Origin of the sequence: Rathayibacter sp. AY1C9, assembly GCF_002932315.1 — a bacterium.
Lineage (GTDB): Bacteria > Actinomycetota > Actinomycetes > Actinomycetales > Microbacteriaceae > Rathayibacter.
Genome location: NZ_PSVZ01000019.1, coordinates 58823 through 70680 on the forward strand (window position 1 = coordinate 58823; position 11858 = coordinate 70680).

Consider the following 11858-nt stretch of genomic DNA (forward strand, 5'->3'; position numbering starts at 1 on the left):
GCAGGCGCTCAGGCGCGTGCGTCCTCGACCTCTCGCCGACCCACCGCGTCCTGGCGGCTGCGGAGGAGCTGGCGGCCTGGCGCGCGTGACGGGCGCCGTTCGATGGCTTTACTGCGCTTCACTCGATCTGGATAAAGCACAGTAAGACTCCTGAACCGGCCCGTATGGATGCCGTCGACAATCCCTACACGCCGAACGCGGGAGCGCGACCGGAGATCCTCATCGGCAGAGACGAGCAGACCCAGGCGTTCCGCACCCTGCTGACGCGCCTGCGACGGGGCCGCACGAACCAGTCGATGATCATCACGGGGCTGCGGGGCGTCGGAAAGACGGTCCTTCTCAACGGCTTCCGGACGATCGCCCAGGAGGAGAACGGGGAAGTGATCGAGTTCGAGGCGGTCAAGCACGACAAGGGCCGGTTCCGCCAGGTGCTGGCATCCCAGCTCAAGGCGGCACTCCTCCGCCTGTCCCCCCGCGCGAGATGGACCGACCGCGGGAGGCACGCCGCCGCGGTCTTGAGCGCCTTCGCGGTGTCTGTCGGAGCGGACGGCGTGTGGTCCATCAAATGGGATGTACCGCCGGCAGAAGGAGTGGCCGATCATCGGGATCTCGGACTGGACCTGACGGACGTCCTCGTCGCCGTGGGTGAAGCGGCGGCCGAGCAGGGCGAGGGGATCGTCCTGCTCATCGACGAGGTCCAGTTCCTCGACTCACCGCAGCTCGAAGCGCTCATCCAAGCCATCCACAAGACCGTGCAGCGGAGCCTCCCCGTCACGTTCGTCGGTGCCGGTCTTCCGCAGATCGCCGAGCTGGTGGGCGATGCGAGATCGTACGCCGAGCGGCTCTTCACCTTTCCGCGGATCGACTCGCTCGATCACGACGAAGCGGTAGCGGCTCTCCGAGAGCCGGCAGCGGCCGAGGGCGCGGTCTACGACGACGACGCTGTTGAACTCGCAGTCGAGATCACGACCGGATACCCCTCTTTCATCCAGGAACTGGGCTACCAGGTCTGGACGGTGGCTGAGAACGATCGCATCCACCGGGAGGACGTCGAACTGGCGAGGGAGGCCTACGAGGCGAAGCTGGACAGCTCCTTCTTCCGCGTGCGACTCGATCGGGCGAGTCCACTTCAGACCGCGTACATGCGAGCCATGGCGGAGCTCGGACCAGAGCCCCAGAAAGCGGGCGACGTCGCGGCGCTTCTGGAGCGCGCGTCCACTCAGCTCGGATCGGTCCGCGCGGAGCTGATCGGGATGAGGCTCCTGTTCACTCCCGAGCACGGGTACGCCGCGTTCACTGTTCCGGACTTCGACCGGTTCATGAAGCGTGCAGTCCCCGTCTTGGAGGTGCCTCCCGTCGTGAGCCGGTGAGCCCGTCGAGCACCCGCCACCGAGGTCTGAGCCAGGCCGCACCCGTTCAAGGCCGCCCGGCGTCAGGACTCGTCGGCCTCGAAGCGCAGGGACCGGTCGGCCACCGGCAGCCCGGAGTCGCGCACAGCGGCCTCGATCGCGGCGTGCCCGCCGTCGGGCGCGACGATCCGCAGGCCGTCCTCGGTCGCCCAGTAGGCGGTGACGCCGTGCTCCTCGACGAGGGTCGTGAGCAGCGCGGCGGTCCGCTCCTGCTCGCCGGGACCGACGGTGATCGCGGCCCAGGGACCGGAGATCTCGACCGGGGCGCCCCGCTCCGCGCCCGCAGCGTCCCGCAGGTCCTCCGCCGCCCGGACGATCGGGAGCAGCGCGGGCAGCCCGCCGGAGACGTCCTCGAAGGAGTCGAGGGCGAAGGCCCCCTCGCGGAGCGACGCGTGCAGCTCCAGGCCGCGGCCGAGGCCGTCGATCCGGTCGAGCAGTGCCGACGCGTCGACAGCGGGAGCGGGGCACGCGGCGGTCGGCTCCTCCGCGCCCGCGAAGGAGAGGGTGTTCCCGCCTGCGGACGTCGCCCGGAACGACCACAGCACCGGATCCGCGTACTCGGTCGCGCAGGCCGTCGCGAGGGCGTCGGCGAGCGCCGGCTCCTCGACCGCGACCCCGACCCAGGAGGTCGGCGGGCCGAACGCCGGCGCCTCGACCCAGCGCTCGGCGCCGTCGAGGGAGACTCCGGGCACCGCGGCGACCTCGCTCGTCAGACGGTCGAAGCCGGCGTCGGGCCGTGCGAACGGCGTCTCGTCGATCGTCCAGACGAGGAGCGTCAGCCCGCCGGCGGCGAGGGCCGCGGCGAGGACGCCGGCGACGGGGAGGAGGAGGCGACGGGACACGCCCCCATCCTCGCTCCCCTCCTCCGCGGCGTCACGTGGACATCGGGTGAACGGACGGTGCGTCGGCGACGACGGCTCCCGCCCGCGGCCCGGCCCGCGCCGCTACTGCCCGGCGCCCATCCCGCCGTCGATCCGGTACTGGGCGCCCGTGATGAACGAGCTCTCGTCCGAGGCGAGGAAGAGCACCAGCGCGGCGATGTCCGAGGCCTCGGCGTAGCGTCCGAGCGGGATCCCGGCCTCGTAGGCGGCACGCTGCTTCTCAGCGTCGCCGCCGCCCGCCTCGATCGAGCGCATCATCCGCGTGTTCACGGGCGACGGGTGGATCGAGTTGACCCGGACGCCGGTGCCCGCGACCTCGAGGGCCGCGCTCTTGGTGAGCCCGGCGACCCCGTGCTTCGAGGCGACGTAGGGGCTGAGGCCCGGGGCGCCGTCGAGCCCGGCGACGGAGGAGGTGTTGATCACGCTGCCCCGCCCCTGCTCGATCATCCGCGGCAGCACGGAGCGGAGCCCGAGGAAGGCACCGCGCAGGTTGATGCCGATGACGCGGTCGAAGTCCTCGGGGGCCGTGTCGACGATCGACGCCACCCTCCCCTCGATGCCGGCGTTGTTGAAGAAGACGTCGATCCCGCCGAAGGCGTCGACGGTCGCGCTCACGTAGCGGTCGACGTCGTCGGGGTCGGAGACGTCGGCGCGGACGGTGAGGACGCGCCCCTCCGCCTCGAGGCCCGCGGCCGCCTCGTCGAGCGCCGACTGGTCGATGTCGACCAGAACGACGCGGGCTCCGGCGTCCAGGAGCGCGCGGGCGGTCGCGAGGCCGATGCCTCCGGCGCCGCCGGTGATGATCGCGGTGCGGTCGGTGAAGTCGGTCATGGTGATTTCCATTCGTCGTCCGTGGTGCGGGGCGGCGGCGGTGCCGGCCCGCTCCCAGCACGCTAGGCGGCGGCCGACCGCCTGCCACGGGGGTCGACCTCCGCGGGGGTCAGGGGTTACCGGCGCAGTCCCGAGACGAGCGCGAGGAGCCCGTCCATCGACTCGACGACGAGGGGCGGGAGGTCGCCGCGCTCGGCGACGAAGGCGATCGGGGTGGTCGCGACGACGTGCCCGGCGAGCTCGCCGTCGACGTGCACGACCAGGAGGCCCGCCCCCTCGGCCTCGGGGGTGCCGACCACGACCTCCCGCTCGCCGAGGAAGCCGGTCCGCGGATCCTTCCGGGCGGAGCGGATCCACGCGGGCAGCGGCTCCTCGGCGACGTACCTCGAGAGCGCGTCCTCGAGCGACGGGCAGGTCACGTCCTCCTGCGGCAGCCCGAGGCGGTGCGCCTCGAAGCCGCCGTCGACCGGCGTGATGAAGCCGAGCACGGCCTCCGGCTCCCGCGGGTCCTCGGTGCGGGCGCGGACCCGCCAGCCGTCGTCGCCGACCGGGTCGAGCTCCACGTCGTCGACGGTCGCGGGCAGTGCTGTGCGGATCACGGGTGGTCCTTCCTCGAGGGACCGACCAGTCCACCGCACGGCCGAGGGCGCGTCACCGGGGTTGACGACGGCCGCACCATCCGCGTCGAGCACGCCCGCTCCGGACGCGTCCGACTGCTCCCGCTCCGGCACAAGGCCCAGCGCGCGGGCCGCCGTCTCCGCTTGACTGGGGGCGACGCGCCGACCCTCGGCGCACCCGGGAGGCGACATGGCGAACCACCGTTTCGAGCTGCGGTCCGGCCGCGGGATGGGCGTCTCGGCGGCGGGCGACCCCGTCGCCGACCGGCTGGTGGTGTTCTGCCACCCCACTCCCGGAGCGGGCGGCTTCGACCCCGACCCCACTGTCACCGGCCCCTGGGGCCTGCACCTGCTGATCCTCGACCGCCCCGGCTACGGCGCCTCGGACCCGGTCGACGCCGCTCACGGCCGCGTCGAGGACCGCGCGGACGACCTCGCCGAGTACCTGCGCCGCTCCGAGCGCACCGCCCGCATGGTCGAGGGCGCCCGCTTCGGCAGCGTCGGCGTGGTCGGCTGGGGCTCCGGCGGCGCGTTCGCGCTCTCGCTCGCGGCCCGGCACCCCGACCTCGTGGACCGCCTCGCGCTGGTCGGCACCCCCGCGCCCCCGCAGGCCGGCGTGATCGTGCACCCCACCAGCGCGTGGGAGCGGCGCGAGACCCTCCGCGGAGAGGACGCCGACGCGATCGCCGCCGCCCTCCCGCAGACGCAGCCGGGCCTGGACGCGCTCGGGATCGACTCCGACGACCCGGTGCTCGCCACCCACGGCGGACTGCGCAACCGGCTGGAGCGGATGCTCGCCGAGGGCTGGCGGCAGGGCTCGAGCGGCGCCGCGACCGACCTCGCGGCGCTCCGCGACGGCTCCTGGGCCGACGACCTCGACCGGGTGACCGCCGAGACGCTCCTGGTCCACGGCGACGCGGACCCGGTGGCGAGCGCCGAGGACGGCCGCTGGTACCGCGGCCTCCTCGCGCGGGCGCGCACCGTGACGGTCGACGGAGCCGGCCGGCTGGCGCTCGTGCGCGAGTGGCGCCGGATCCTCGACCACGTCGCTCCGCTCGAGCGCGGGGCGGAGGGCCGATGAGCGGCCTGGGCGCGGGCCCGCTCGTGCTCGTGTCGGCGATGGCGGTCTCGGGAGTCGTCCACCTGGTGCACCCGCGGACCTTCGACGCGGTGGTCCCGCGAGGGATGCCCGGCTCGGCGCGCGGATGGGTCCTCGTCTCGGGAGCGGCGGAGCTGGTCTGCGCGGCCGCGACGCTGCACCCGCGGACCCGCGCGGCCGGCGGTCTCGCCTCCGCCGCCCTGATGGCCGCCGTCCTCCCCGGCAACGTGCAGATGGCGCGGGACGCCCGTCGGCCTCGGACCCGGGTGATCACGCTGCTGCGCCTCCCGCTCCAGATCCCGCTCGTGCTCTGGGGTCTTCAGGCGGCACGCAGCCGCTGACGCAAGCCCGCGCGTGCGCGGATCGCCCGCTGCTACCGTCCAGGCATGACCGACCAGAGCGCGGACGACCGCCACGACCAGCTGACCAGCGCCCCGAAGGCGACGGAGGCCGACGCGGCCCCGCGCATCGAGGTCTCCACCACCGAGGCCGGCGACACCCGCATCGACATCCGCGAGGACGCCGCCGTGCGACCGGGCCGTGTCGACGAGAACGGCGACGAGCTCGACGAGAGCCGCGACGATGCCTGAGCGCCGCCGTGCCGCGCTCGTCTACAACCCCGTCAAGGTCGACCTGGAGTCGGTGAAGGCCGCTGTGAAGCGCGCCGAGGAGGCCGCCGGCTGGGAGGAGACGCTCTGGTACGAGACCTCCGTCGAGGACCCCGGGGCCGGTCAGACGAAGGAGGCCCTCGCCGCGGGCGCCGACGTCGTGATCGCGGCCGGCGGCGACGGGACGGTCCGCGTCGTGGCGGAGGCCCTCCGAGGCTCCGACGCCTCGCTCGCGCTGCTGCCCTCCGGCACCGGCAACCTGCTCGCGCGCAACCTGAACCTCACGCTCGACGACATCGACAACTCCCTGACTGTCGCGTTCTCCGGACAGGACCGGGCGATCGACGTCGGGATGATCGACATCGAGACCTCCACGGGCCGCGACCGCCACGCCTACGTCGTGATGGCGGGCCTCGGGATCGACGCGAAGATGCTCGCCAACACCGACGACGACCTCAAGAAGCGCGCCGGCTGGCTCGCCTACGTCGACGCGCTGCGGAAGGCCCTGCTCGACAAGAACCAGCTCGAGTTCCGCTACCGCCTCGACGGCTCGAGGACCCGCAAGGTGCGCGCGCACACGATCATCGTGGGCAACTGCGGCGCCCTGCCGGCGAACATCCTCCTGCTGCCGGACGCGGCCGTCGACGACGGCGAGTTCGACATCGTCCTGCTGCGCCCCGAGGGCTTCTTCGGCTGGGTGCAGATCATCTTCAAGGTGGTGTGGGAGAACGGCGTGCTCCGCCGCAGCGGCGTCGTCGGCAAGAAGCTGATGGGCCTGACCAAGGAGGTGTCGGCCCTGCGGTACGTGAAGGGCCGCGACCTCACGGTCCGCCTCGAGCACGCGCAGGAGATCGAGCTCGACGGCGATCCGTTCGGCTCGACCTCGGCGTTCCGCACCTGGATCGAGCCCGGCGGGCTGACGGTGCGCGTCCCGGCGTAGCGCCGGCGGCGGCCGGGCGGATCCGCCCGGTCCGCCTCCCGCCGGGAGAGAGGATCGTCATCCCTCCCGGCGGAGGCGTCTGCTCCGAGCAGGGCGGTGCAGTGCGGCTTCGGGTACCGCACCCCATGCACCTGCATGAACACGGCGACTGTAGTGCGGAATCCGTCGCCGCCGCAACGATCCACGCGGCCCCGGCGGCTCGAATGGGTAATTCCACCGTGCGATGCCCCGCGGGCACGACGGATTCCGCAGCTGACTCGCCCCGGCAGGAGCGTGATCGCCCGTCCGTCGATCGACGGGGCTTCTCCTCGGCACGGTGCCGACACGCGCACGAAACGCCCGCCCGCTAGCGTGCGGACATGACATTCCGTGCGTCAGCCGCGCTCAGCGCGCTCGTGGCCTCCTCCCTCCTCCTCGCACCCGCCGCCATCGCCTCCCCCGCCGCCCGCGCGGGCGCCGTCGACGGGGGCACCAGCGCCGGCGATCCCTACTTCCCCGGCCTCGGCAGCAGCGGCTTCGACGCCCTCACCTACAGCCTCGTCCTGAAGTACGATCCGGCGACCCGGTCCCTCGGCGGCAGGGCCGTGGTCACCCTCGCGCCCCAGAAGGACCTGCGCTCGCTCTCCTTCGACCTGACCGGCCTCACCGTCTCGAAGGTCACCGTCAACGCCGGGGTCGCCCGGTTCTCGCAGTCGGGGGACGAGCTGACCGTCACGCCCGCCCGGACCCTCCGGAAGGGCCTGCCCGCGCTGGTGAGCATCGACTACGCCGGGACCACCGGGAACCCCGTCGACGGCACCGGGGCCCCCTTCGGCTGGTGGTCGACGGACGACGGCGCCCTGGTCGCCAGCGAGCCGGACGGCGCCTCGACCTGGTACCCCGTCAACGACTCGCCCGCCGACAAGGCGCGCTACACCTTCAGCATCACGGTCCCGGAGGGCCGGACGGTCGTCGCGAACGGCCTGCCGGTCGGCTCCCCCACCACGTCGAAGGGGTGGACGACCTCCCGCTGGGTCGAGACCAGCCCGATGGCGAGCTACCTCGTCATGGTGAACATCGGCGACTACGACCTGGTCCGCTCCACCCAGGGCGGCGTGACGACCATCGACGCGATCGACCGGGACATCACCGGCGACTCCCGCGCCCGCACCGAGGCGGCCCTCGCGAAGCAGGGCGCGATCATCGACTACTTCTCCTCCGTCTTCGGCCCGTACCCGTTCCGCTCGGCCGGAGCCGTGGTCGACGACGAGCGGATCGGCTACGCCCTCGAGACCCAGGGCCGCTCGTTCTACTCCGGCGGCGCGGACGAGTCGACCGTCGCGCACGAGACCGCGCACCAGTGGTACGGCGACAGCGTCACGCCGGAGACCTGGTCCGACATCTGGCTGAACGAGGGCTTCGCGACCTACGCCGAGTGGCTCTGGGAGGAGCACACCGGCGGCGCGAGCGTCACCGAGTCCGCCGCCCGGGTCGCCGCCGCTCCCGCCGACGACCCGTTCTGGTCGACCGCCGTCGCCGACCCCGGAGCCGCGGGCCTCTTCGACGCGCACGTCTACGCCCGCGGCGGCCTGACCCTCGTCGCCCTCCGCGACCGGATCGGCGCGGACACGTTCGGCGTGCTGCTGAAGCGCTGGGCCTCCGAGAACCGCTACTCGAACGCGACGACCGCCGACTTCCAGGCCCTGGCCGAGAACGTCTCCGGCTCCGACCTGGCGGACTTCTTCGACACCTGGCTGCGCACGCCGGAGAAGCCCGCCGGTCTCTGACCCCCGGATCGCCGCGGCGCGGCCGGGTGTCAAGGAGGGACGGCAGGTCGGCCCGAGCCGATACCGTCCCTCCATGGGCTTCTTCGACCGCAACGACTCCTCGACCAGCGCCGCCGCGCCGCAGCCGAGCGCACCCGATCCGCAGCGGCGGGTCTGGAGCGACGGCCTCGGCCGGTTCGCCACCCGCTGCCTCCAGGTGGTCATCGTCCTCCTGCTGGCCTCGGTGCTCGTCTTCGCGATGACGCAGCTCACGCTGGTGCTCATCCCCGTGATGATCGCGCTCATCCTCGCCGCGGCGATCCACCCGGTCCTGGCGTGGATGCGGCGCAAGGGCGTGCCGTCGATCCTCGCGACTTGGCTGGCGCTGATCGGGCTGCTCGCGATCCTCGGCGCGGTCGGCTGGCTGATCACGGTCGCGGTCCGCAACCAGTGGGACGAGCTGGTCAGCAGCGCCTCCGACGGCATCACCTCGCTGCAGGACTACGTGCAGCACCTGCCTTTCCAGATCACCGACGAGCAGATCGAGTCCGCCCGCCAGTCGGTCGTCGACTTCCTCACCTCCAGCTCGTTCGGCAACGGCGCGCTCGCGGGCGTCTCCGCGGCGGCGAACTTCATCACCGGCCTCGTGCTGATGATCGTGGTGCTGTTCTTCTTCATGAAGGACGGCCCGAAGATCTGGGAGTTCCTCCTGCGCCCCTTCACCGGCTCGGGCTACGAGCGCGCCAAGCGCGTCGGGCACAAGACGGTCGACGTACTGGGCGGCTACGTCCGCGGAACGGCGACCGTCGCGGCGGTCGACGCGATCGGCATCGGAGTCGCACTGGCGATCATCCAGGTGCCGCTGGCGATCCCGCTGGCCGTCATCGTCTTCCTCACCGCGTTCATCCCGATCGTCGGAGCCACGGCCGCCGGCATCCTCGCCGCTCTCGTCGCCCTGGTCGCCAACGGCCCGGTCGCCGCGCTGATCGTGATCCTGGTCGTCATCGGGGTCAACCAGCTCGAGGGCAACTTCCTCCAGCCGGTCGTGATGGCGCGCTCGCTGAAGCTGCACCCGCTGATCGTCCTGATCGCCCTGACCGTGGGCACCGTCCTCGCCGGCATCGTCGGCGCCGTGCTGGCCGTGCCGATCGCGGCCGTCGTCTGGGGCATCGTCTCGATCTGGAACGGGCCCTCCGACCCCGCCGAGCCCGCGCGGCAGAAGCGCGCCGAGACGGTCTAGGCCCCCGGGACCGTCGAGCGCGGGCCTAGCGCTCGACGATCCCGTCGCGCAGCGCCTGCCGGCGGAGCGAGATCTTCGTGCCGACGGCCAGCCCCTCCGCCCGGTACTTGCCCCGGGCGCTGCGCAGCGAGCTCCGTGCGGCGTCCTGGGTGATGCCGAGGAGCGTGGCGACCTGCTTCAGCGGCATCCCGTCGACGAAGAGGCGGACGATCTCCCGCTCGCGGTGCGTCAGGGTGCCCAGGCGGTCGGCCCCGAGCAGCTCCCGCGTCTGCGCCGTCAGGAAGCGCTCGTCGCGCGCCGCCGCCCGGATCGCCGCGAGGATCGTCTCGGTCCGCTCGCTCTTGACCACGTAGCCGTGCGCTCCGGCCTCGAGCGCCCGGCTGATCGTCCCCGGCTCGGAGTGCGTGCTGATGATGATCGTGGCGGCGCCGGCGGCCGCGATGATCCGGATCTTCATGGCGAGGTCGAGCTCGTCGCCGAGGTCGATGTCGAGCAGCACCACGTCGGTCGGGAAGGCCGGGTGCGCGAGCAGGTCCGTCCAGGTGCCGGCCGTCGCCGCCACGCGGATGTCCGTGCCCGAGCGGCGGATCCACTCCGCCAGCGCCGCCAGCAGGATCGGGTGGTCGTCGAGGATGGCCAGCGTGATCGCGGGCTCGTCGCTCATGTCGTCGTCCTCCTGCGGGGCCGGTGGGCGACGAGGATCCTCGTCGCGCCGTGGTCGGTCGTCGTGCGGTGCTCGCCGAGCTCGCTGAGGATGCCCCAGACCGAGCGGTCGAGGTCGCGGGCGCGGATGCCCGCGGCGACCAGGGCGAGCTCTACCCCGCCGCCCTGGCCCGGCTCCAGGCGGACGGCGAGCGGAGTCCTCCCCGCGGGGGCGGTGAGCAGCCAGAGCACCGAGAGCAGCCGCGAGCGGTCGAGTGGGGCCAGCAGCGCCGCAGCCCCGCTCGGATCGTCGATCGCGACAGCGGAGGACAGCAGCGCCGACTCCTCCACCGCGATCCTCAGCCAGGTGCGGTCGTGGCTGCGGGCGAGCGCCTCGCGGAGCTCGTCTCCGAGCACCCGCGCCCGCTCGCCCAGCTCCTCGTCCAGCGGCACCGGCGTCCGGACCCGTTCGAGGAGCTCCTCGATGCGGGCGTCCACCTGCGAGAACTCGTCGTCCGCGGCGTGGACGGTGCCGTCGGCCAGGCTGCGGTCGAGCGTGCGCCGCACGTACTGGTCGAGCGAGGTGAGCACGACGACGCACACGGCCGCGGGCGCGACGGCGAGGAGGACGTTGCTCACCGCGAGGGCGGCGCCTCCGTCGCCGAGGAGCGCCTGGCCGACGAGGCCGAGCGCCGTGAGCCCGACCAGGACCACCAGGGCGAGGAACGAGCGCGAGAGCGGCTGGAAGGTGATCAGCGCGATCACGCCCGCGCCCACTCCCACGCAGACCGACGGGTAGTACATCGGAGCCGGTGTCGGCAGGGCGTGGTCGGCGAACTCGAGCAGCAGCGCGGCCACGTCCACAGCGAGGACGCCCGCGAAGGCCCGGCGCGGCAGCTCGCCGTGGCGGCGGAGGGCGATCGAGACCCCCACCGCGCTCGCGACGACGACCAGCAGCCAGGAGAGTCCGCTCAGCCAGGTCGCGGACCGCGCGTCGAGGGACCAGAGGTACGAGATCACTCCGCGGATGTCGAGCAGCACCGCCATCGTGAGGAAGCCCAGCCCGAGGTAGCTCCCGCTCAGGCGGTTCGGCCGGGTGAGGCGCTCGCGGATGCTCCACAGCGCGCCCGGGCTCCTGTCCGCCGCCCGGACCAGCTCCAGGAGCGTCCCCTCCTCCTGCCGCGACCCGCTCACAGCGGCACGCTCAGCAGCACGGTCGCGCCGGACCCGGGCGCCGAGAAGACCCGGACCGCGCCGCCCACCGCCTCGATCCGGCCGACGACCGACTCCGCGAGGCCGAGGCGTCCGGCCGCCACCGCGGCCGGGTCGAAACCGCGCCCCTCGTCCGAGACGACGACGCGGAGCGTGCCCGCCTCCTCCGCCACGCTCACGTGGGCCAGGTCCGCTCCGGAGTGGCGCCGCACGTTCTCGAGGCACTCCCCTATCGCGCGCACCACGGCGTCGAGCACCTCCGGTCGGATCCGCGGCTGCGCACCGCCGTGCCAGCGCACCTCCACGCCCACCGCCGCCGACCGCCGACCGAGCGCGAGGAGCGCCTCCGGCACCCCGGCCGCCCCGTCCGGGTCCGGCTCCTCCACCGTCTCCAGGCCGCGCAGGAGGGCCAGGTCGGCGGCGGCCCGGTCGCGCAGCACGGGAGCGGGCACGCCCTCCCCCCGGTGCGCCACCAGCGTCAGCGTCGCCAGGATCGTGTCGTGCATCAGCCGCGCGTCGGCGCGGTGCCGGGACTCGCTCTCGCTCGAGCGGCGCTCGGCGTCGTGGGCGGTCCGGAGGCGGGCGGTGCCGACGTGCGCACGCGCGACGCTGCCCGCGAGCCACCGCGCGGCGG

General features: G+C 73.3%; 13 protein-coding genes. 7 read left to right on the forward strand and 6 right to left on the reverse strand.

The window, feature by feature from the left end:
- The first annotated feature begins 164 nt into the window (after positions 1–164).
- On the forward strand, positions 165–1370 hold the full coding sequence (locus tag C5D09_RS12835; protein WP_104269460.1) for an ATP-binding protein: 1206 nt from the start codon (positions 165–167) through the stop codon (positions 1368–1370).
- Between the two features lie 62 nt (positions 1371–1432).
- Here the strand turns inward: C5D09_RS12835 and C5D09_RS12840 are convergent, their stop codons facing one another.
- The 3 genes from C5D09_RS12840 to C5D09_RS12850 form a co-directional block, all read right to left on the reverse strand.
- Complete coding sequence (locus C5D09_RS12840; protein WP_104262775.1) at positions 1433–2251, reverse strand: hypothetical protein; 819 nt, start codon at positions 2249–2251, stop codon at positions 1433–1435.
- Between the two features lie 102 nt (positions 2252–2353).
- Entirely contained in the window at positions 2354–3121 is a 768-nt protein-coding gene (locus C5D09_RS12845) for an SDR family NAD(P)-dependent oxidoreductase (protein ID WP_104226110.1), read from the reverse strand.
- Positions 3122–3237: 116 nt separating this feature from the next.
- Positions 3238–3720, reverse strand: coding sequence for a hypothetical protein (locus C5D09_RS12850; RefSeq protein WP_104246946.1), 483 nt, complete (start codon positions 3718–3720; stop codon positions 3238–3240).
- 208 nt (positions 3721–3928) lie between these two features.
- Here C5D09_RS12850 and C5D09_RS12855 point away from each other — a divergent pair, with 208 nt between their 5' ends.
- The 6 genes from C5D09_RS12855 (at position 3929) to C5D09_RS12880 (ending at position 9370) form a co-directional block, all read left to right on the forward strand.
- Positions 3929–4819, forward strand: coding sequence for an alpha/beta fold hydrolase (locus tag C5D09_RS12855; protein WP_104269461.1), 891 nt, complete (start codon positions 3929–3931; stop codon positions 4817–4819).
- A complete protein-coding gene (locus C5D09_RS12860; RefSeq protein ID WP_181068405.1) occupies positions 4816–5178 on the forward strand; it encodes a hypothetical protein in 363 nt (120 codons plus the stop codon). Before C5D09_RS12855 ends, C5D09_RS12860 begins: the two co-directional genes overlap by 4 nt.
- A gap of 45 nt (positions 5179–5223) precedes the next feature.
- Positions 5224–5427 carry a multidrug transporter gene (locus C5D09_RS12865; RefSeq protein WP_104222930.1) on the forward strand — a complete coding sequence of 68 codons (204 nt, stop codon included), beginning with the start codon at positions 5224–5226 and terminating at the stop codon, positions 5425–5427.
- Entirely contained in the window at positions 5420–6385 is a 966-nt protein-coding gene (locus tag C5D09_RS12870) for a diacylglycerol kinase family protein (protein WP_104269462.1), read from the forward strand. The genes C5D09_RS12865 and C5D09_RS12870 overlap by 8 nt, the downstream gene beginning before the upstream one ends.
- A gap of 359 nt (positions 6386–6744) precedes the next feature.
- Entirely contained in the window at positions 6745–8151 is a 1407-nt protein-coding gene (locus C5D09_RS17560) for a M1 family metallopeptidase (protein WP_104269463.1), read from the forward strand.
- A 73-nt stretch (positions 8152–8224) separates the two neighbouring features.
- Complete coding sequence (locus tag C5D09_RS12880; RefSeq protein WP_104226105.1) at positions 8225–9370, forward strand: AI-2E family transporter; 1146 nt, start codon at positions 8225–8227, stop codon at positions 9368–9370.
- 25 nt (positions 9371–9395) lie between these two features.
- On the opposite strand, the gene C5D09_RS12885 is transcribed toward C5D09_RS12880, so the two are convergent.
- The 3 genes from C5D09_RS12885 to C5D09_RS17565 all read right to left on the reverse strand — a co-directional run.
- On the reverse strand, positions 9396–10034 hold the full coding sequence (locus C5D09_RS12885) for a response regulator (protein WP_104269464.1): 639 nt from the start codon (positions 10032–10034) through the stop codon (positions 9396–9398).
- Positions 10031–11206: a hypothetical protein gene (locus tag C5D09_RS12890; protein ID WP_104269465.1), complete on the reverse strand. Its 1176-nt coding sequence runs from the start codon at positions 11204–11206 to the stop codon at positions 10031–10033. Before C5D09_RS12890 ends, C5D09_RS12885 begins: the two co-directional genes overlap by 4 nt.
- The coding region (locus C5D09_RS17565) for a sensor histidine kinase (protein WP_374953811.1) at positions 11203–11858 on the reverse strand (656 nt) is incomplete at its 5' end. The genes C5D09_RS17565 and C5D09_RS12890, both read right to left, overlap by 4 nt.